The sequence below is a fragment of the Elusimicrobiota bacterium genome, from assembly GCA_026388155.1.
Lineage (GTDB): Bacteria > Elusimicrobiota > Elusimicrobia > Elusimicrobiales > UBA9959 > UBA9634.
In genome coordinates this window covers 24,028-45,275 of record JAPLKI010000001.1, presented here as the reverse complement: position 1 = coordinate 45,275, position 21,248 = coordinate 24,028, and the positions used below count along the sequence as shown (strand labels likewise).

Annotated in this window: 19 protein-coding genes; 6 read left to right on the top strand and 13 right to left on the bottom strand. The window is 54.4% G+C overall.

The annotated features are described in order from the left end of the window. The first annotated feature begins 115 nt into the window (after nucleotides 1–115). From eno to NTX59_00105, 6 genes are all read left to right on the top strand, one after another. A complete protein-coding gene (eno, locus tag NTX59_00130; protein ID MCX5784079.1) occupies nucleotides 116–1,399 on the top strand; it encodes a phosphopyruvate hydratase in 1,284 nt (427 codons plus the stop codon). A 117-nt stretch (nucleotides 1,400–1,516) separates the two neighbouring features. Beyond that, complete coding sequence (locus NTX59_00125; protein MCX5784078.1) at nucleotides 1,517–1,807, top strand: septum formation initiator family protein; 291 nt, start codon at nucleotides 1,517–1,519, stop codon at nucleotides 1,805–1,807. Nucleotides 1,808–2,048: 241 nt separating this feature from the next. Next, nucleotides 2,049–2,678 (top strand): MBL fold metallo-hydrolase, encoded by a 630-nt coding sequence (locus NTX59_00120; protein ID MCX5784077.1) that lies wholly within the window; start codon nucleotides 2,049–2,051, stop codon nucleotides 2,676–2,678. Between the two features lie 116 nt (nucleotides 2,679–2,794). After that, on the top strand, nucleotides 2,795–3,421 hold the full coding sequence (locus tag NTX59_00115; protein ID MCX5784076.1) for an HAD-IB family phosphatase: 627 nt from the start codon (nucleotides 2,795–2,797) through the stop codon (nucleotides 3,419–3,421). Between the two features lie 91 nt (nucleotides 3,422–3,512). Next, nucleotides 3,513–4,409 (top strand): prolipoprotein diacylglyceryl transferase, encoded by an 897-nt coding sequence (gene lgt / locus NTX59_00110; GenBank protein MCX5784075.1) that lies wholly within the window; start codon nucleotides 3,513–3,515, stop codon nucleotides 4,407–4,409. After that, nucleotides 4,390–5,310 carry an RluA family pseudouridine synthase gene (locus NTX59_00105; GenBank protein ID MCX5784074.1) on the top strand — a complete coding sequence of 307 codons (921 nt, stop codon included), beginning with the start codon at nucleotides 4,390–4,392 and terminating at the stop codon, nucleotides 5,308–5,310. The genes lgt and NTX59_00105 overlap by 20 nt, the downstream gene beginning before the upstream one ends. 107 nt (nucleotides 5,311–5,417) lie before the next feature. Here NTX59_00105 and NTX59_00100 read toward each other — a convergent pair whose 3' ends face one another. The 13 genes from NTX59_00100 to NTX59_00040 all read right to left on the bottom strand — a co-directional run bounded on the left by NTX59_00100 (nucleotide 5,418) and on the right by NTX59_00040 (nucleotide 21,243). Then, nucleotides 5,418–7,019 (bottom strand): DUF1957 domain-containing protein, encoded by a 1,602-nt coding sequence (locus NTX59_00100; protein ID MCX5784073.1) that lies wholly within the window; start codon nucleotides 7,017–7,019, stop codon nucleotides 5,418–5,420. A gap of 115 nt (nucleotides 7,020–7,134) precedes the next feature. Continuing rightward, a complete protein-coding gene (locus tag NTX59_00095; GenBank protein MCX5784072.1) occupies nucleotides 7,135–7,557 on the bottom strand; it encodes a DUF4912 domain-containing protein in 423 nt (140 codons plus the stop codon). 200 nt (nucleotides 7,558–7,757) lie between these two features. Continuing rightward, nucleotides 7,758–9,005: a glycine C-acetyltransferase gene (kbl, locus tag NTX59_00090; protein ID MCX5784071.1), complete on the bottom strand. Its 1,248-nt coding sequence runs from the start codon at nucleotides 9,003–9,005 to the stop codon at nucleotides 7,758–7,760. A 1-nt stretch (nucleotide 9,006) separates the two neighbouring features. Next, entirely contained in the window at nucleotides 9,007–9,270 is a 264-nt protein-coding gene (locus NTX59_00085) for an acyl carrier protein (GenBank protein ID MCX5784070.1), read from the bottom strand. A 181-nt stretch (nucleotides 9,271–9,451) separates the two neighbouring features. Continuing rightward, a complete protein-coding gene (acsA, locus tag NTX59_00080) occupies nucleotides 9,452–11,170 on the bottom strand; it encodes an acetate--CoA ligase (GenBank protein ID MCX5784069.1) in 1,719 nt (572 codons plus the stop codon). A 1-nt stretch (nucleotide 11,171) separates the two neighbouring features. Beyond that, entirely contained in the window at nucleotides 11,172–11,546 is a 375-nt protein-coding gene (acpS, locus tag NTX59_00075) for a holo-ACP synthase (protein MCX5784068.1), read from the bottom strand. Nucleotides 11,547–11,678: 132 nt separating this feature from the next. Then, nucleotides 11,679–12,626 (bottom strand): PorV/PorQ family protein, encoded by a 948-nt coding sequence (locus NTX59_00070; GenBank protein ID MCX5784067.1) that lies wholly within the window; start codon nucleotides 12,624–12,626, stop codon nucleotides 11,679–11,681. Beyond that, nucleotides 12,623–14,332 (bottom strand): lectin like domain-containing protein, encoded by a 1,710-nt coding sequence (locus NTX59_00065; GenBank protein MCX5784066.1) that lies wholly within the window; start codon nucleotides 14,330–14,332, stop codon nucleotides 12,623–12,625. Before NTX59_00065 ends, NTX59_00070 begins: the two co-directional genes overlap by 4 nt. A gap of 260 nt (nucleotides 14,333–14,592) precedes the next feature. After that, a complete protein-coding gene (locus NTX59_00060; GenBank protein MCX5784065.1) occupies nucleotides 14,593–16,092 on the bottom strand; it encodes a hypothetical protein in 1,500 nt (499 codons plus the stop codon). Nucleotides 16,093–16,328: 236 nt separating this feature from the next. Further along, complete coding sequence (ligA, locus tag NTX59_00055; GenBank protein ID MCX5784064.1) at nucleotides 16,329–18,338, bottom strand: NAD-dependent DNA ligase LigA; 2,010 nt, start codon at nucleotides 18,336–18,338, stop codon at nucleotides 16,329–16,331. Then, nucleotides 18,335–18,766, bottom strand: coding sequence for a transcription antitermination factor NusB (gene nusB, locus NTX59_00050; protein ID MCX5784063.1), 432 nt, complete (start codon nucleotides 18,764–18,766; stop codon nucleotides 18,335–18,337). The genes ligA and nusB overlap by 4 nt, the downstream gene beginning before the upstream one ends. Before the next feature lie 188 nt (nucleotides 18,767–18,954). Continuing rightward, on the bottom strand, nucleotides 18,955–19,644 hold the full coding sequence (locus NTX59_00045) for an OmpA family protein (GenBank protein ID MCX5784062.1): 690 nt from the start codon (nucleotides 19,642–19,644) through the stop codon (nucleotides 18,955–18,957). 66 nt (nucleotides 19,645–19,710) lie between these two features. Beyond that, nucleotides 19,711–21,243, bottom strand: a complete 1,533-nt coding sequence (locus NTX59_00040) for a hypothetical protein (GenBank protein ID MCX5784061.1) — start codon at nucleotides 21,241–21,243, stop codon at nucleotides 19,711–19,713. Between the last annotated feature and the right edge of the window lie 5 nt (nucleotides 21,244–21,248).

Here is a 21,248-nt window from a genome sequence, read left to right as displayed (position 1 = left end):
AACGAATTAAAGGATATGCGGATATACTGCGAATATGCGCGGAACTTACAGGGGTTTGAATTCATTTGCATGAGCCTTTAATTCACATGGTTAAATTAGGAGACAATAAAAATATATGGACGCTAAAATAAAAAAAGTCACGGCCAGAGAAATACTGGATTCAAGAGGATTCCCAACGGTGGAAGCGGATGTTTACCTGTCAAACGGCGCTTTCGGCCGGGCGGCGGTGCCAAGCGGGGCCTCCACCGGCTCGCATGAAGCGCTTGAAATGCGCGACGGCGGGAAACGCTACATGGGGAAGGGCGTGGTAAAAGCGGTGGACAATGTGAACAAGCTCATCGCCCCCGACATCACCGGCATAAAAGCCGACCCGCAACGGATAGACGGCCTTATGCTTGAACTTGACGGCACCCAGGCTAAAACCAAGCTTGGGGCCAACGCCATACTGTCCGTTTCCATGGCGCTGGCTCGCGCGGCCGCCGCCTCGGCGAAGCTCCCTCTTTACGCTTACATAAGAAAAGCCTACGGTCTTAAAGAAAAAGACTTTCTGCTGCCCACTCCCATGCTTAACATCATCAACGGCGGCAAGCACGCCGACTCCGGCATAAGCGTGCAGGAATTCATGATAGTGCCGACCGGCGCCGCGAACTTCACTCACGCTATAATGATGGCCTCGGAAATATATCATACCCTTAAGGCGCTGCTCGCTAAGGGCGGCTATACCGTTGCCGTCGGCGACGAGGGCGGTTTTGCCCCCCGTATATTCACCCATGAGTCGGTGCTTGAAACTATAGTGGAAGCCATAAAGGGCGCGGGCTACAACACCAAAGAAGTGCAGATAGGCATTGATTCCGCCGCCAGTGAATTCTACCAGAACAGCAGCTATGTTTTTGAAGGCTCAAACCTGAACCACCAGGAACTGACCGCTAAATACACCGAATGGAGAAAGAACTTCCCTATAATCTCCTACGAGGACCCGCTGGCCGAAGACGATTGGGAAGGCTGGGAATATCTTTCAAAGCAGCTGGCAAAAAAAGCCCTTGTGGTGGGCGACGACATCTTTGTCACCAACCCGGAACGACTGAAGAAAGGCATAGAGGAGGGCGTAGCCAACGCCATACTGATAAAGCTGAATCAGATAGGCTCGCTCACCGAAACCGTGCATGTTATCGAGCAGGCGCATAAAGCCGGCTATGCCACCGTCATTTCCCACCGCTCCGGCGAGACGGAAGATCCTTTCATAGCCGACCTTGCCGTGGCCACTAACGCCGGCGCCATTAAAACAGGCGCCCCCTGCCGCTCGGAGCGCCTGTGCAAATACAACCAGCTCATCCGCATAGAGGAAGAACTGGGCAAAAAGGCGAAATACGCTAAAGACATGATATTCAGGTTCAAATAAAGGCAGAGACTGGCGGCGAGGGGCTGGGGGTTTAGGGAAGGAGTTCCTTATTCTCTACTCTCTGCCCTAACCCCTAGCCTCTATACCCTGTTCCAACCCCCTGCTTTTTATTAGCCGATGAAACTCCATTTATTTAAAAATAAACTCAAATATATCATCAGCGCGATAATTATTCTGGCCGTGCTTAGCAGCCGCGGACTTAGGAACCTGGTGAAAAATTACCTGGAATACCGGCGTCTTGAACACCGCCAAATCGAGCTGAAATTGGAACGCATACAACTTAAGGAAAACCTTAAAATAGTAAAGGACGGGGCATATATTGAGCAGGCGGCAAGAAAGGAGCTGGGGCTGGCCAGGACCGGAGAACTAGAATACCGCTTCCCCCCGCCCAAGGATGGGGATAAATGACCCAGGGGCAGAGGTTAGAGGCGAGGGACTAGCGTAGTGACTCTGGCCTGCCCCGCTCTTTTGGATCTGCATCGGAGCCAAAAGGGCGGGGCCTGTCGCGGGCCATTACATCGGCACCCCCTCCCGAACAGCCATCCCAGTGGGGCACCGCAGTGCGGTTCCCCCTACTGTCCGCGACTGAGGGTAAAGAATAAGGAACTCCTCCCCTAAACCCTAACCTCTATACGCTAGCCGCTGATTTATGAAAATAGAACAGCTGAAAGTCGGCCCGATGGATAATTTTTCATACCTTGTATGGGATGGGAACTCCAGCTACGCCGCAGTTATAGATCCGGCCTGGGAGGGAGAAAAGATAGAAGCCGCGATTTTAAAGAACGGGCTGGAGCTGAAAATGGCGCTGCTTACCCACGCTCACCCGGACCATGTAAACGCGCTTCCTCACCTGGAGTCCAAACACCCCGGCCTGCCGGTGTACCTGCACGAGGCGGATATCTTCATGCTTGAGAGGGAGCCTAAAAATCTCAATAACGCGCAAGACGGCGCCGCGCTTGAACTTGGGCATTTGAAAATAAAAGTTATCCACACGCCGGGCCACACCCCGGGTTCGGTGTGTTATCTGGCGGACACGGCTGTTTTTACCGGAGACACGCTTTTTGTAGGTGAATGCGGGCGGGTAGATCTGCCCGGCTCAAGCGCCGAGGCTCTTTATGAAAGCCTGCGCAAACTGGCTGCGCTTCCGCCCGCGACCGCCATGTATCCGGGGCATTCCTACAACGGCGATACCTCCACACTAGGCGTTCAGAAAGAGTATAACCTGTATCTCCAGCTTGCATCAAACAACAAGGCCGACTTCCTGAAGGCGGTACGGTGATTACGGTACGGCTTAAGGGGCGAGGGGCGAGGGGCGAGCATAGAGGGCACAGAAATAAGAAATTCCTTCCGCTACCCCCTGTTCTCTCAACCCTATCCCCTGCTGCTAAATGGGCCGTGGTAGCCGACTTTGACGGCACCATAACGACACGCGATGTGGGCGACTCCATACTTTTACGTTTCCGGGCGGCCACAAGAAAAGAAATTGAAAATTCCTACTCTTTCGGCGTGTCCATGGATAAATGGATGCGGGAAATTTTTCTCAGGCTGCGGGTTCCCCGAAAAAAGATCCAGGACCATGTACGGGCCTCTACCCGCCTTAGAAACGGTTTCAAGGAGTTTGCCGTTTTTTGCGCCGAAAATTCAGTGCCTTTTGAAATAGCGAGCGGCGGCATAGATCTGTACGCGGAGCCCGTTTTTTCAAAATATGGCCTGAGGGCAAAGTCTTTTTTCGGAAAGGCCCGCGTTACCGGAGCTGGAGTTAAAATAACCTATCCTTTTTTAAAGGGAAAAACCCTGGACGGGTTTAAAGCGTTCAGAGTTCTGCGTCTGCGCCGGCTGGGCTGCAAAGTGATATTCTGCGGCGACGGCACCACCGACCTTGAAGCCGCGCGCGCGGCCGACAAGGTTTTCGCGGCAAAGAAACTTCTGGGGCATTGCCGCGCCATGGGTATTAAGGCGGCAAGGCTCAAAAACTTTCACCAGGTGCGCGAGTTTATCCGCAGGAACAGGCTAAAGGCTTAGGGCTGAAGGCTGAAGGGAATAAGGAATTTCTTAATAAATCCTCAGCCCTCAGTCTTCAGCCTTCAGCCTGCTTCTTTTGTATCATTTAACTATGCACCCCTTTATATTTGAAGCTGGGCGATTCCATTTGCCTGCCTATGGGCTCGCGGTGGCCGCAGGCTATCTGGCGGCTTTGCTTTATGTAAACGCCAGGGCAAAAGCTTCCGACCTTGATAAAGAAAAACTGCAGGACCTCGTTTTCTGGACTATTATAGCGGGCATGGCCGGCGCGAAATTTTTTTACGCCGCAACCTATTGGAGCTCGTTCGGAAACAGTTTCTGGGGAAGAACGGTTTATCTGTTTAAAACTTTTCAGTACGGTTTTGTTTTTTACGGCGGGCTGCTCGCCGGCGGCGCGGCGTTCTTCATAAAAGCGCGCAAAAGCGGCCTTGATTTTTTAAAAACGGCCGATCTATGCGCCCCTGCGCTGGCGCTTGGCCACGCTTTCGGACGGCTGGGCTGTTTTTGTGCCGGCTGCTGCTATGGCCGCCCCACGGACTCGATTTTCGGGGTGGTGTTCGCTAACCCGCTCTGTGAAGTGAACCCGGCGTATCTCGGAATTAAAATACATCCCACCCAGCTTTATGAGGCCGCCGGCAACCTGCTTCTTTTTCTGATCCTGAACCTTATGCTTTTAAAAGAACAAAAAATCGCACGCTCGCCGCGCGGAGCCGGCGGGAAAGCTGACGGTCAAAGTTGCGGCGGAGGGCGCGGCGGCGCGGTTATACTGACATACGCGGCCTTATATTCCGCGCTCCGCTTTTCGGTTGAATTTTTGCGCGGTGACGACCGCGGAGGCTTTACGCTTGGACTTTCACCCGCACAGGTCATTTCACTGCTGGTGTTTATTTCGGTGATTCTCTATTCGCTGTTCTCTGCCCGCTATTCGCTATCCGCTATTCGCCATTCGCTATCCCAAACGAGGTTATATGAAAAAAAACAGTTATAAATTGATTTTTACCGGTCAAATAAAACGCCTGGACGCTTTTATTTCGAGCCGGCATGAAGAATTTTCAAGGGAATTTTCAAAAAAGCTTATTGCGGACGGCCTGGCGCTGGTTAACGGAGAAAAACGCAAACCCGCCTATGTCTTAAAGGAAGGCGACCAGGTGGAGATTTGCCTTCCGGAACGCGCGGAGAAGCCGTTTGAGTTCGAGAAGCTGGTTTTATTTGAAGACGCAACCCTGCTTGCCGTAGCTAAACCGGCGGGTTTATGCGTACATCCGACTGATTCCAACTGGGAACGCACGCCGCAGGCCTCCCTCCTGCGCGAAGAAACCCTGGTCTCGCTTCTGTTCAGCGCAAGGCCGGAGTTGGCCGCTTTGCCGCGCCTGGGGCTTGTACACCGCCTTGACCGCGACACCAGCGGGGTAATGCTGGTATCCAAAACCGAACCCGCCCGCAAAGCCTTAACGGAGCAGTTCAGGGACCGCCTTGTAAAAAAGCTCTACCTTGGAGCGGTAAGCGGCCGGCCCGTAAAAGACACAGGGATAATAGACGCGCCAATAGGCCGGGCTTCCGGTTTTAAAAAAATAAAAGTGTGGGAATACGGGCGTGATGCCGTTACCGAATATACCGTAAAAGAAAAAACGAAAAAGCACGCTCTGCTTGACATAAGCCCGCACACGGGCCGCACCAACCAGATAAGGATACATCTGTCCTACATCGGCCACCCTATCATAGGCGACAAACTCTACGGCGGAGAGGCCGCCGCCAGAATGCTTTTACATTCCGCCAAGCTGATTTTTTCTCACCCGGACACCGGCAAAAACAAAACTATTTCGGCCCCGGTGCCCCCCGAATTTAAAAAAGCATGGGAAGAAGTGAAAGCGGGAGAAAAAAAACATTGAAGAATTAAGATTGCAGATTCAAGATTACAGACTGGCTGGCAAAACTTCTTTGTATTCTGTGACTTGTGGCTGATTTTAACCCGTATTGCGCAATGGCGCGATACGGGTTAAAATTTTGACACTGAAGAAAACACCCTGAAATCAAGCCTGGCAAAAATATTATTTTGGGTCTCAAGCTCGCGCAGATTTGTTTCGTCCACTTTTTTCTCCAGCACTTCGCTAAGCAGTCGCCGGGCATTGGCCGCGTGGGACTCAAGCCTGTCTTTGGCGTAGCCGCCATGGGAACCGATGTAAAGCAGGAATGCCCAGTCCGAGGACTGGGCAAGCAGCACCTCTTTGGCCGCCTGGTTAAGCGCGCGTTCCATCAGGCGCGGCAGGTCCTGGCTGCGAAAGCGGTTTGCGCTGTCTATCATCCTTTCGGTTATATCCGCCACCAGCGGATAAATAAAATCGTTGGTTTCATTGAGCCACGGGTCAAAATAGCCGTTTTCCCCCCATGAGGAGATCTGCGGCGTCAGCTCCTGCGGCTCGGAGCAGGAATTTATGTATTCGCTTGGCGTCACGAACTGCAGCGGCAGGCGTTCAGAGCGGATGCGGCGCAGCATGCTTTCAAGAAAAGCCGGCCCCTCGAACCACCAGTGCCCGAACAATTCAGCGTCGTAACAGCCCACTATCACCGGCCTTATACCTTTTGAAGCGTAAAGCCCGTCTATCTGCGCCAGGCGCTTGGCCAGAAAATCCTCCGCGTGCCTTTCCACCGTAGCCGCGGCCTCGTCGGGGTCGTAAGGAAGCTTCTGGTTCAGAGGAACATTGGCGCCCGTTATTTTGTAATACTTCAGCCCTATGGGCCGCCGCCCCCCTTCGCCAAGGTATGGTTTCAGGTATTGTTCGTCAGCGTCGTAACCCAGGTCGCGGTAAAATTCTCTGTATGCCGAAGCGCCCGGGTAGCCGAACTTGGAACTCCATACTTCCCTTGAAGACTGCGCGTCGCGGGCAAAAAGCGACACTCCGTTAGGCGTGCGGTAAGCGGTATACACTCCGTTTTTGGGGGAGTTGGCGAATTCCACGGCGTGCGCTTCGGTAAAAAAATATTTAAAGCCGGAAAGCTTAAGATACGGGTTCAGGCTTGGGGCGTAGGCGCATTCCGGCAGCCAGAAGCCGGCGGGTTTGCGGTTAAAACGGTCGAAATAATCATCGGCGGCCACGCTCATCTGGGCGCGCAAAGCCTCCGGATGCGCCAAAAGCGGCAAAACAGCGTGCGTGGCCGAGCAGGTGATTATCTCTATCTGGCCCGCGTGCTGAAGGGCCTTGAGCGGTGTAATAAGGTCGCCGCTGTATTTGTGCAGCACTGCGGCGGCGTCGGAATAGAGCTTCTGGTAAAGTTCAACCGTCTTATGGAAAGCCGGCTCCGAGGCCGTGCGTTCCAGTTCGCACTCAAGAAGCTCAAGCCTTGATTCAAGATATTCGCCCAGTTTTTTTTCGAGAGCCTCGTTTTCAAGCATGGCCCCGAGCGTCGGGGAAATGGAAAGCGTCACTCCGGGGCGTATGCCGTCGGCCACCAGACGTTCAAAAACCGAAATAAGCGGGATATAGGTTTCAGCCACGGCCTCAAAAAACCAGTTTTCTTCAAGGTACTGGCTGCTCTGCGGATGATTGATGTAAGGCAGGTGAGCGTGCAGCACCAGCATCATAGAGCCTTTGGAGCTCATAGTAGTACCTCGGAGGATAGCGGAGAGGGGCTAGCGGCCAGGGTAGGAAGATTACAAAAAAATAAGAAACTCCTTTCGCTAACCCCTAACCCCTCGCCTCTATTCTCTGTTTTATTCACGGCAGGGCCTTCTTCATGAATTCCGCGCTGGCATAAGTTGAGCCGGCGGCTAACGGAGAGGAAACCGGCAGGGTGACGGAGTTCGATTCAAGCAGCTTCTCACAGGCGCCGTCCGGCTTAACGCCGTATAGCGCGGCAAAATACACCCTGCCTTCAAGCGGCGGCTTCAGGTACGCCTTGAGCGCGTCCCAGGCAAAAGCGGCTTCGCCGGCCGGCGTCTTGTCGTCACCGTAAAAAAGGCGCACCTTTATTTCGGAGGCGTAGGAGCCGTTCCTGAAAGCGGCGGCCTTATGGGCGCAGAACTGCCAAAAAACAAAAACGGAAGCGGGGTTCCTGGCAAGCATTACCAGCCTGTCCGTTTCCAGGGGCTTTAATTTTTCCTGCGGGGTTTGCGCCACGCCGGGTCTCAATTCTCCCATAACCTATAATCTACAAAAAAACGCCGCAAATTAAAATGTTTATTTTACCCGAAAGTTACTCAATACAAAACGCCTTCAACTGCAATTTCCGGAAAGTGAAATAGCAGAGGAAATAAAAAAACCCGGGAAACCGGGTTTTTTTATTTAAGAGTATAAGCCTGTTTCGCCCCTCACTTTTCAAAACTCCGCTTCAACACTACCTACAGTCCGTACATGGCGACAATTTCCTCTTTAGTCTTTCCCAATATCCCATACTTCTTCCCCACCTTTATGAAGGCGGCCAGGGCTTTGTCCAGATGATGCGTTTCATGCGCGGCCGAGAGCTGCGTGCGTATGCGGGCCTGGCCCTTGGGAACGACCGGGAAGAAGAAGCCGATGGCGTATATACCCTCGTCAAAGAGATCACGGGAGAAGTCCTGGGCGAGCTTCGCGTTGAACAGCATGACCGGCACGATAGGTGTGTCGCCGTTCTTGAGGACGAAGCCGGCTTCGGTCAATCCTTTGCGCCAGTAGGTAGCGTTTCTCTCCAGCTTATCCCTGAGCTCGGTGCTTTTTGAGAGAAGATCAAGCACCCGGAGTACGCCCGAGACCACTACGGGCGCTATCGTGTTCGAGAAGAGATAGGGACGGGCCTTCTGCCGGCACAACTCCACAATTTCCTTCCGGCCCGAAACGCAGCCCCCCGAGGCTCCGCCCAGCGCCTTGCCGAAGGTGGTGGTAATGATGTCTATTTTTCCCACGACCCCGTATTTTTCGTGCGTTCCCCGCCCGGTCCTGCCGATGAAGCCGCTTGAGTGGGATTCGTCCACAAAAAGCATGGCGCCGTACTTCTCACAGAGTGCCGCCATCGCGTCAAGAGGGGCCGTGTCTCCGTCCATCGAGAACACGCCGTCCGTAATGACGACCATCAGCCGTTTGTCGGAGTGAAGCTTAAGCTTCTCCTCAAGATGCTCCATGTTGGCGTGCTTGAAAGTGTCCCGCTGGGCCTTGCACAGCCTGATGCCGTCCACGATGGAGGCGTGGACCAGGCGGTCGGAGATCATCACGTCCGAATCGTCCAGAATAGCCTCAAAAACCCCCGCGTTTGCGTCCATGCAGGACGGAAAGAGGATCGTATCTTCGGTGCCCAGGAACTCGGTCATGCGCCGCTCAAGCTCCCTGTGGATATCCTGCGTGCCGCAGATGAAGCGCACCGAGGACATCCCGTAGCCGCGCGTGTCCAGGCCCGTGCGCGCGGCCTGGATCACCTCGGGGTGGCTGGAGAGGCCGAGATAGTTGTTGGCGCACATGTTTATGACTTTCTTGAGCGCCGCGCCCGCCGGGAACTCGACTTCTATGTCCGCGGCCTGCGCGGAGTGTATGTAGCGCTCGACCTTGAAGATGCCGGCGCTGCGGAGCGCGTCGAGATCCTTCTGATAGTGTTCGCGAACAGGGTTCGTGAAGGCCATATCAAACTTTCCCTGCCACGAATGTTTCCACGAGCGAGGTTATCTTATTAACGCTGTCGAAAGCCTCCGGAGTGGCTTTGTCGTCGGGGATCTGGATCTTGTACCTGTTCTCCAGAAAGCGCTTCAAAGACACCATTGAGAAGGAATCCACTATCCCCCCGGAGATCAGCGCCGTGTCACAGTCGATCTCCTGGTCATCGTCCTCCAGATACTCTGCTTTCACGTATTTCAAAACGGCACCGCGGATATCTTCAGTCGTTTCCATTACAGTCTCCTTAGCAACAGTTTAGGCAGACAGGATTCAGGAGTCAGAATTCAGAATGGCTGCATCTTTCTCGTCGCTAGCGTTTTTATTCTGACTAGCCTATGGCTGTGCCGTAACAGACGCTATGCGTATCAGACGGCCTCCTGATTTTGACTTCTGGCTACCTGAGTGGTTATTCTCCTTAGTCGTTTTCAAGCGTTGACGTATCGCCTATTTCCTGTCCCCATTCCTTAGCCTTGAGGACACGGCGCATGATCTTGCCGCTGCGTGTCTTGGGGAGAAGGGGCGTAAACTCTATCTCCTGCGGCATGGCGAGCGGCGAAAGCTTCTTGCGGATGAAGTTCATGATCTCAAGGATAAGGTCGTCGCTCCCTGCGAAACCCGGCTTGAGCGTCACGAAAGCTTTAACCACCTCCATATTGATCTCGTCGGGCTTCGAAACCACGGCGGATTCCGCCACCGCCGGATGCTCCAGCAGCGCCGACTCCACCTCGAAGGGGCTTACCAGGTGCCCGGCCGTGTTGATTATATCGTCGTCGCGCCCCACGAACCAGTAGTACCCGTCCATGTCGCGGGTAGCCCGGTCACCGGTAAGATACCACCCGTTCCTAAACTTTTTCTTGTAGGCTTCCTCATTGTTCCAGTAACTGCGGAGCATCGCCGGCCAGCCGGGTTCGATGGCTATCAGGCCGATTTTTCCGGTCTCCGTGAACGGCTCGAAGGTCTGCATGTCAAGCAGCGTCGCCTTTATGCCGGGGAAAGGTTTACCCATGGACCCGGGTTTTATCTTGAGCCCGGGATAGTTCGATATCATGATAGAGCCTGTTTCCGTCTGCCAGTAGCTGTCGTGGAACGGCAGGCCGAACACGCGCTCTGACCACACCACGGCTTCGGAATTCAACGGCTCGCCTACGCTGGCCAGGTGCCTCAGGCTTGAAAGGTCGTGCTTCTTTACAACTTCATCTCCGGCCTTCATCAGCGCCCGTATCGCCGTCGGCGCGGAGTACCAGACCGTGACGCGGTGTTTCTGGATGAACTGGTACCAGCTTTCCGCCGTGAACCCCACGTCCAGCACGCATTGGGTCACGCCCAGGCTCCACGGGCCGATTATACCGTAAGATGTCCCCGTCACCCAGCCCGGGTCAGCCGTGCACCAATAGATGTCGTCGTCATGCAGGTCAAGCACCCACTTGGTGGTCAGGTACTGGGAGATAAGCGAATAGTGAACGTGGTGGGCGCCCTTAGGCATCCCCGTGGTGCCAGAGGTGTAATGAAGCACCGAGGGCGACTCCGCCTTGGTGGCTGCGCACTTAAAATCCTCTACCGGTGTTGCGTGCTCCAGCGAGAAAGCGACTTCGCGCTCCTGGAGGGGCTTTTTGCCGTCATCGTCCACCACGATAATATGTTTCAGGCAGGGGAGCTTCTCGCGCAGCTTGCGCACCTTGCCGACATGCTTGCGCTGGGTGATAATGGCCGTTGTCTGCGCGTTCTCAAGCCTCACAAGCAGCGATTCATCGCCGAAGGCCGAAAACAGGGGCTGGGCCACGGCGCCGGTCTTCAGGACGCCCAGGAAGCCTAGATAAAGCTCGGGGATCCGGTCGAGAAACAGGCAGACCCTTTCCTCCCTTTCTATGCCCAGGCCCTTAAGGAAAGCGGCGATAGTGTTCGACGCGAGGCGGAGGTCATTGAAGGTATAGCGCTTCTCCACGCCGCCCATCCCTTCCCATATAAAAGCGGTCTTGCCGGCCTTGCCCATATTGCAGATCCGGTCCGTGCAGTACCAGGCGATATTTATGTCGTTGCCAGGTTTATAACCGAGTTCCTCTTCGGCAATAGCCCAACTGGAGCCTTTCACCCGCTCCTCATAAGACCCGATATTCGGCTTGGTTATTGTTTGCATTTTATCCCTCCGTAATTACTACCGCGCTTGAATAGTCCTTAATGTGCGTCAGCGACACATGAATGCTGCGGATCTTTCGCTTCCGGCAAAGTTCTTTAGCCTTGCCCCGCAGGAAGATCTCAGGCCGGCCCAGCCGGCCGTTTATAACCTCAACCTCTTTAAAAGCGAGGCCGCCGCGATAACCTGTTCCCAGGGCCTTGAAAAAAGCCTCTTTGGCGGCGAACCGGGCCGCGTAATTCCTGGCCTTGCCGCGTTTAGGCTCGCAGTAAGCTATTTCCCCGGCCGAGAAATACCTTTCCTTGAAACCGTCGGACCTGCCGATTTCTTTGGCAACCCTGGCCACCTCTATAATGTCGGTTCCTATTCCGAGAATCATATTGTAATCCAATAATACACTATTCAAAAAGGACTGACAAGTGTCGCAATAAACCGCTTGCAAACAAGACGGATAACTTTCATAATTCGTCCCATTTGCCTCCTAAATTCGCGTCAGGAAAATAAAGTTTTTCTAAAACCCGCAAAAGACTGAAACGAGCAGGCGGGCGTCAAGATCCTTTGACGTTTCATAGCCGAAACCAAAACTCCAGTTTTCTTTTTTAACGCCAACGCCTAAGGTTAAACCTTCTTCGGGCCGGTCCATAAGATAGCCTAACCGTAAACTCAAAATTATGGAGGGGTTTTTCATATTAACCTCAAGTCCGGACTGATAATATCCCTTCTCCTTATAACTCCGGCTCCAGTCTGAAGTCAGGACAAGGTCGTAGTCGGAAAAATCGGACAAAACGGGCCCGTTGAGCCCCATTTTATATGCAACTCCGGCCCGGAGCGTTTTAGGAGCGGGGTCGCTTTTTTCCTCAAATTTAACCGCATCACCGTTGTTTAAAGACGCCGCTCCGAAACTGAAACCGTTTGCCATCGCGTAGAGCAGGCCAAAATCGTAATTCCGGGCTGAAGCGGATGCCGCCTCGGCCAAATTAATACTGGTGAATTTAAAAGTGGCGCCTATAGCCAGCTCCGGCACAGGGGTGTAAGCGGCTGAAATCATTCCGACCTTGTCTAATTCCGCGGTAACCGGACCGTTGGTGCCGTCTGAAAGGTCCAGGTTCATCTTCCCGGAATCATAATACTGGAAAGCCGGGGTCAAAACAAAACCTTTAAATTTTACCGGGACAGAGGCAAAACCGTAGCTCCCCCCGGCAAAACCGTTCATGTATGACATATAAGCGCCCGTTCCGGGCGCAAAGCCAAGCCCCGCCGGATTATACATAACGCTTTCAGCATCTCCCGGCACCCCCGTAAAAGCCCTTCCCATGCCTGAAGACCGCGCCCCTATGGGGCGGTTAAGTATGGGCGCGCCTGTAAGGCCGGATTCCGCGCGCGCGCGGCCGGCGCCAAGCGCGAAAGCGGCAGCGATCAAAAAAACGGCGCAAGCCCTTATTGCGGGTAAAACCCTCATTTTATAACCACCACTTTTTCAGTTTTATCTGTGTTGGGCCCCTTGATATGAACAAGATAAAGACCGCTCGCCACTACCGCCCCGTTTTCATTCTTGCCATCCCATGAATAATTAAAAGAGCCGATGTTTTGCGGCCCGCTGTAAACAGTCTTCACAAAACCGCCGTTCAGTGTGTAAACCTTAATCGTTACATTACCGCCGGAAAAAACCGTCACGGCTATTTTGCATTTTACAGCCGGGTTTTTCAGCGGCCTGAAGAGATTATCTTTCAGCGCCACCGTACCCGCGGGAGGCCGTGAGGTGGCATATGCCTTCAGCGTGACGTTGGTGGGCTGGCCGCTGGAGATTCCGGTCAGGGCGGTCCAGGATGCGCCGTCACTGCCGGTATAACTCTGCCCTGATGAGGAAGCGCCGCTGGAGTAGCCTGTAAATAGCGCCTCTACCGGTATCGGGAACGTATTGCTTGCGTTTGTGACTTTGACCACCGCCGAAAACAGCTGCCCCCTGGCGACAGCCAGGTCGCCGACCGGCACGGTATAATAGCCGGGCGAATTAAAAGAACCGCTCGCTGAATAAGCCAGGGTTCCGCTGGCCGGCTGGCCCGCGGTCACACCGCTGTAAATATAGATCGTGTAGCTGGTGGAGGAGTCGTTTGTGTAAAAACCGACCGCCTTGAGCCATTCATCCGCCGCCGCGGTGAAAATATTGGAATACCAGGCGGTAGTTGAGTTATAACCTAAATCCGTAACCCATCCCAGCTTGTCATAGCCGTATTCCCGCGTATAGCCGGTGACAGCCTCACCCGTGAAAGCGACGGTATAGTCATCCCGTCCGAATATGCCGTCATAATAGGAAACATAAAAATAGCCGTTGTCGCCCCAGCCTGTGCCCCATGAATTTTTGCAGATAAAAGCGCCGTCGCCTCCCGGCGTAACGGAGAAGTTTGTTCCGGGATAATTGTCATCCCAGCCGATTAAGGTAACCTCGTGGTTGCTGCTATAAGCGCCGGTGGAAATATTGGCGTAAAAGGAATGGGTGCCTGACTTATAGTAGCTGCTATCATAGTAGAACGAAACGCCAAGACCGCCGTAGGCCAGTAAAGCGCTCTTGATGCGGTCGTTATCCGCGGCGCCGGCGCGCGCGGTGAGGAATATTATATTTTGCGCGTGTTTAACCACGGTGGAGCTGCCCTCCACAAGCGGTCCGCTCCAGCGCGCCATGTAGGCGGCGGACATTTGGTTGTATCCGCCGTTGCAGGAACCTATATCAAACCCGCTGTTGGCATCCAGATCCGCTTCAGACAGATCCAGCGTCTCCCCGGGCCTGAAGTATGACTCCATAGAGCCCATCGCGCTGAAAGCCCAGCAATCGCCGCAGGAACCCTGGTCTTTCACCGGGGTCACCCTGTTATGATCGCGCAAATCATAGGAAGCCGGGTACGAAACTTTTACGCCGCTGTTCGACGCAGTTGCGGCCGGGGAACCGGCTATGGCGATTACCGGAGACGGGATTTTGCCCAGTCCGTGTCCGGACGGGGTTTTGAGCGTCTTCGCGGCGCCGTGCAATTTCAGCGCTTCAAGATACTGGACAAATGCGGGATTAAGCGGCGCCAGCCGGGGCTTTCCGTCTTCGGCATAAGCCGCCGGGATAAGCGCCGCCGCGGCGGCAAAAGCTAAAATTAAAATTCCGGCGAAGTTTTTCAGCATATACAAAGAATGGTCTATTATCGTTAATTTGACAGCCGCCCCCTGCCCGCAGCCGAAAGGGTGAAGACTGCCAGGAAGCAGGTGTTTAGGCTGATAAATGCCATACGCCATAGGCTTTAGGCCATAAGCGGATACATAACAAGCCCTAATATTTCCTTGCAGCTTATGGCTTATGGCATACGGCTTAAAGCAGTTTTTTTGCCTTCAGCCTGCTCTTCCTTCGGTCTAATAGCCTTTCTAATGGCCCTCAGCCTTCGGCCTTAGTGTTTCAGGTGCCTTATGCCGGTGAAAGCAAGGACGGCGTTCTTCTGGTCGCAGAATTTGATGCAGGCCGCATCTTCCGCCCAGCCGCCGGGCTCTATTACCGCGCTCACTCCCCGGGCGAGTATTTCCTCAAGCGTTTTAAGCGGCAGAGCGGCGTCGGAAGCGGCGGCAAGAGGAGCTTCGGCTTTAAGTATGGGGTGCCTTTGGCCCGCTTTCATGGCGGCCAGGCGGGCGGAGTCGTAGGTGGAGCTTTGCCCCGCGCCTATGGCAACTGTGACCGAATCCGTGGCCAGCACAACAGCATAGCTTTTGGCGAAAATGGCCGCGCGCCATGCCAGGCGGAGAGCGCGGGCCTGGCCGGGAGAGGGGATTCGCTTTGAAACTATTTTAAATTCGGTGGCCGGGGCGAAATTATCCTTCTCTTCTATCAGGAGCCCGCCGGAAAGGGAGAAAAGCTCCATTTCACCCGGAGCCGCCAGCGGCACAGCCAGCTTTACGACCTTCAGGCCTTTTTTTGCGCGCAGGATCTTAAGCGCTTCACCTGAATAACCGGCGGCGATAACCGTTTCGATAAAACTTTCCGACAGCGCCACGGAGGTCTCCGCGTCAACTTCCCTGTTAAAGGCCGCCGTGCCGCCGAAAGCTCCCAGCCGGTCCGCGTTAAGAGCGGCTTTGAAGCACTCCGGCAAATTCAGGCCGGCGGCGGCCCCGCAGGGATTGGCATGTTTGGCCACCACGCAGGCCGGTTCTTCAAAATATGACACCATTTCAAACGCGGTTTCCATGTCAAGATAATGATTCAGGTTGAAATTCCCGCCCTGAAGTATTTTAGCGGAATTTATTCCGGTAGGCCTTGCGCCGCTTAAAGCGTAAAAGGCCGCTTTCTGATGGCGGTTCTCCCCGTAGGAGAGGTCTTTCACCTTTTTAAGGCTCAGCACGGTCTCTCCGCGCAGGAAATCCGTTTTACCGGAGAGATAGCGCGCGAGCGTCCCGTCGTAATAGGCGCAATAGGCGTAAGTCTTGGCCGCCAGCTCTTTTTTCCGTTCCGGAGCGAGTTCGCCGTTTTGTTTTAAGATTTCAAGGACAGGGGCGTAATCTCCGGAGTCGCAAAGAACTGTTACTGTTTCAAATTCTCTGGCGGCGGCCCTCAAAACGGCGGAATTGGCCGTATCGAGATAGAGCGACATTTCTTCCGCGCCAAGGTCTTCCTGCCCGGCCAGGCGGGCAAGCGGGTAAAGGTCGCAGACCACAAGCGAGGGCGGCGGCACTTCCACGCCGTTTTCGGCCAGGGCGCAGGCGCCTGTAAACAGCGCTTTAAGCACGGCGACGGGCAGAGGCGGCGAGAAGCGCGCCTCTTCGGCGTCAATACCAGCCTGTTTTAAAAATTTATAGGTTGAACCTGAGGCGTAAATGTCAAAGCCAAGGGCCTCAAGCCCGGCCGCGAACCCGACAAGGCCCGTTTTGTCGTAGACGCTCAGATAGGCGGTTTTGTCCATATTCAAAATTGAGTCTTTTGCGCTCCGGAGAACGGGCCGATCATGGGATTACCCTTGCGCCACGTAGGAAACCCTCCCGTGGTTTCCCTCCAACCTGGTTGGAGCCTCCCATCCGCTATGTGGCTCCAGGGTAACCCCATGCTCGGCCCTAAAGTCGCGCCGGAAACGGTAAAGACCTATTCCTGTAAAATATAAGGTGGTTGTTCCCACCCAATTACACCTTGAATAGCCCGCCCTTACCCGACAAGCTCTAAAAATTCAGCTTCGCTGAGTATCGCAACGCCTAACTTTCGGGCTTTGGCATATTTGGAGCCGGGGTTTGAGCCGGCCACCACAAAAGAGGTTTTGGCCGACACGCTGGAAGTTTCTCTCCCGCCAAGCGCGAGCACCTTGCGCGCCGCCTCTTCCCTGGTAAGGGCGGACAGCTCCCCCGTAAAGACAAAAGTTTTCCCCTCAAGCTTTGAACCGGCCGCGGGGCCTTCGGGCTCCCGCATATTCACGCCCAGCGCCTCAAGTTCGGAGATCAGTCCGCGCGTTCCGGCCCCGGCAAAAAATTCAATCACAGCTTCGGCTATCACCGGCCCCACTTCTTCCACGCGCGCCAGATCCTGTTCCCCCGCTTTCAGCAGATCGGCCATTGTCTTAAACCTGGCCGCGAGCAGGCGGGCATTTTTCTCGCCTATGTGGCGCACGCCCAGAGCGTAGATCAGGCGCGAGAGAGGCTGTTTTTTGCTCTTCTCGATTTCATCCAGCAGATTATCCGCTTTCTTGTCTTTAAACAGCTCAAGCGCCAGCAAATCCTCTTTTTTAAGGCGGTAAAGATCGGAAAATTTTGAAACCAGTTTTTTTCCCAGCAACTGTTCCACCGAAGATCCGCCAAGGCCGTCTATGTTCATGGCGTCCCGTGAGGCGAAATGCAGCAAACCCATTTTTATCTGCGCCGGGCATGACGGGTTAACGCAGCGAAGCGCGACTTCCTCTTCGTCTTTGCGGAGAGGTTCGGCGCAGGAGGGACAGACGGATGGAGCGATGATCCCGCTTTCCCCGCCGGAGCGGGCGGTTAAAACCACTTTCACTACTTTAGGAATAACTTCGCCCGCCCTTTCTATTACCACTTTATCGCCTGTTTTAAGGCCCAGACGCGCTATCTCGTCGAAATTATGAAGGGTGGCGCTTGAAATAACGACTCCGCCGCACTTGACCGGCTCAAGTTCCGCCACCGGGGTAATGACGCCGGTACGGCCCACCGAAAAGGTGACATTTTTTACCGTGGTGGTGGCCTGCTGGGCGGGATACTTGAAAGCTATGGCCCAGCGCGGGCTCTTGGAGGTAAAGCCCAGCAGTTTCTGCGAGCTGTGGGAGTTGACCTTTACCACCAGCCCGTCTATTTCATAGGGAAGCGCAAATCTTCCGGAAGCGTAGTCTTTGTAAAATTTCAGGACTTCGGAGGCGTCTTTGCAGGGCTTTTCAGAGACGAACGGCACGGGGAAACCGGCTTTTTTGCAATACTCAAGATAATCCCAATGGGTCCCGGGCGCCTCCATGCCTTCAAGGTGGCCGTACGAGTGAGCGAAAAATTTCAATTTTCTCCCGGCGGTCACGGCGGGATCCTTCTGGCGGAGCGACCCGGCGGCGGCGTTCCGGGGATTTGCGAAGGGCTCCTCTCCGGCGTTCAGTTGCTCCTCGCGTATAGTTTCAAAATCTTTTTTGCTTATATAGACTTCACCGCGGGCCTCAAAAAAAGCCGGCGGGTCCTCGACATTAAGCTTAAGCGGCACGGCGCGTATGGTCCGGACATTCAACGAAACATCTTCGCCGGTTTCCCCGTCGCCCCGCGTGGAAGCCCGCGCGAACACGCCGCGTTCATATTCTATGGAGCAGGAAAGCCCGTCTATTTTGGGTTCCACCACCAGCTCGTAAGTTTCCCCCTTGAGGCCGTTGCGGACCCTGTTGTCCCATTCGAGGAATTCCTCCCCGCTATAACAGTTGTCAAGGGAAAGCATCGGGATCTTATGGGCCACCGGGGCGAACGCGCCGGAAGGGCGGCCGCCCACGCGCCTGGTCGGGGAATCCGGGGTTATAAAACCGGGATGCGCGGCTTCAAGCGCCTTCAGGCGGTTCAGCAGAACGTCGTATTCGCCGTCCGATATTTCGGGGTTGTCCAGGACATAATAGAGGTATTCGTGGCGCCTTATTTCTTTTTTCAGGGCCTCTATTTCTTCGGACGGGGACCGCTGGCTTTTCATTTTACGGGATTTTTATTTAGCAGATCGTTGTTCTTGGCCACGCTGTCCAGCACGCCGTTCACGAATTTTCCGGAATTCTCGGTGGAATATTTTTTAGCCAGTTCTATGGCCTCGTCTATGACCACAGGCGGCGGCGCGTCTGCGAGCACCATCAGTTCGCAGACCGCCATGCGCAGTATGGAGCGGTCAGTGGCCGACATCCTGGCCAGGTCCCAGTTGGTGCTGGTGGAACGGATGATGGAATCTATTTTTTCAAGGTTGGAAATAGTGGCGGCAAAAAGCTCTTTGTAAAAATCGAAGGTTTTTCCCTCAAGGGCGAAATCGGTCATCTGAAAACTGGCCAGCACGCTGTCGGGACCGTAAGCGCCGATGTCGGCCACATACAGTGACTGCAGGCAGTTTTCTCTGGCAAGCCGTCGTTTGCTCATATAAAGAACCTTATGAACATATAATACTACATTTGCCGGGCAGGTAAGATGCTTCGCTAAGATACTTAACCCGAAAAAACCCGTGGTTTCCGGGAAAATCACGGTCCGATCGCCGGCTCCGGATTACAAAAGCAAAAACCGGGAGGAGCAAACCCTCCCGGCCTCAAAAATTATTGCGCCCGCGGTAATTATTCGGTCTTCAGCAGCGAGATCTCTATGCGGCGGTTCTTGGCGCGTCCTTCCAAAGTGGTGTTTTCCCCCACCGGACGGTTCTCGCCGTATCCGATGCCGGCCAGCCTCTTGGGGCTCATTCCCGTTCCTTCCAGGAATTTTATGACGCTGTAGGCCCTGGCCATCGACAATTCCCAATTTGTGGCGTAACGGCCCTTGTGTATGGGAACATTGTCGGTGTGTCCCTCCACCAGCACGTCGTTAGGCATTTTTTTGAGTTCCTCGGCTATCGGCCTGAGAATTTCTTTAGCCCTCTCTTTCAAGTCCGATTTGCCGGAGTCAAAAAGCACCGCCTCGGTGAGAACCAGCCTCACCCGGCGCTCGTTGGAGTCTATCGCGACCAGGTTGGACATCTGATTGCTCTCCATGCTTTTCTTGATATTGTTGGCCACGTTGTCTTCCTGTTCCTGGACTTTGGCGCGCTCAATGCGCTTTGTGTCTATCTTGCCGCCGAAAGCCTTCTGGATGTTGACGAGAGACTCTTCGTATTTGCGGCTTTTGGCCTTATCCGTCTTGGCGATGGAGAAAGAAAAGAGGACGAGAAAAAATATCATCAGGTAGCTCATCAGGTCGCCGTAGGTGACGGCCCAAAGAGCGCCTCTGTTCAACTGGTTTTCCAGCTCATCCCGCCGGTTCTTATATATCATGAGGTTACTTACTTTTCTCCCCGAAAACTCCTTTCAGGCTGTCGGCCCGAGCGGCCCGGAACCGGCCTACCCGGAGATCATAACCTGCTCGTCCAGCGGGTTGGATATGCGTCCTTCCTTTATCAGTTTCAGCACGGCCCCCACCAATTCCTCCACCGCTTTTTCCGCCCCCTCCTTTGAAGGAGCGCCATACCTCATCGTCTGCTCCACCATCTGCCAGGTTTTCTCGGCCATCTGCTTGCGGATCTTGTCTTTCAGCGCCTGCGGGAAACTCCAGATCGCGGCGGAAAGAGTTTCTATCTTGAAATTCCCTATAACGAACGACATGTCCCGGTCGGAAAGCAGGCCTATGTCCTCGGGCATGAATATTTTCCGCCTGACCAGACGGGCCGTTTCCGGGTCTGTTTTTGAGAGCTTTTCCAGCATCTCCCTTTTGGTGCGCAGATCCACCTGCTCAAGCACGTCCACGACCTGCTGCAAGCCCCCCAAAGCGCCGCTAAGACGCCGCTCAAGCTCGTCTTTAATGGTGTTTATGATGTCCGGATCGACGAAACGCACCTTGGCCAGGTTCGCCATGACCTCGGACGAGGCATCGGGAGGGAGCATTGATAAAAATTTATTCCGCACCTCAGGCTCCAGGTGCGCGGCGACCAGAGCCACATTGGCCGGGTCCTCGTTGCTCATTAAATTCACCAGGAAGCCCAGCTGGTCAAGCTTGACATTGAAGACCACCCTCTGCTCCTCCTCTTCGGCTGACTCTTCCTTCTCTTTTTTCTCGCCCGACGGCATTTCCAGTTTTTCTTCCGGGCCGCCAAATCCCAGCCCTCCTCCGGGCGACCCCAGACCTTTACCGATATCCATGGTTATCTGCTGGTGGCTCTGCTGGGCTTTGGCCATGGTGTTCATAGCCCCGGCCAGCTTAAGGAACCCTACGGCCACCACTATCAGGGCGATAACGCCCATAAAGGTAAGGATAATATATTTAAATACCAGGTTCATGGCTTCGGGCGTATACCAGATCGTGCGCCAGAACGGGGCGAAGAAAGTCCTGATAATGATCAGCTCGTCCCCCCTCTTCGGGTCCATGGAAAGCATTTCCGAGACAACGCTCCGGACAGCCTGCGCCTCGTTCTCCGCAAGGTCCTTGTTTAGAATAACCGTTACTATAAGCTGCTTTATGAATGAAGCCGGATAGATCGTCTGCCTCTGATAGTTGCCGCCCCCCGGCCTGTCCTTATCGCCTATCATAGTGGGGAAACCCGGAAGCAGGTATTCCGCGGACATCTGGTTTTCCACGGACGTGCCGTCCCACTTGAACATGCCGTCTTTAACTACGGGGGCGGCGGACTGGGTGGTCATATCCACTTTCTCGGTGCGGGTAAAGTCCATGGACGCCTGCACCACCACCTTGGCCTGGTTGGGGCCGAGCAGTTTGAGCAGGACTTCTTCAACCTTTATTTCGAGCGAGCGCTCATATTTAGCCTTATCGTCCAGGGGCATGTTCTGCCCCCCGGCGGTCCGGGGCCAGGGCAGCAGGCAAAAGAACGCGAAAGCGCATATCTTCAGCAAAGCCCCGCCATTAAAGCATATAGGTTTCATATATC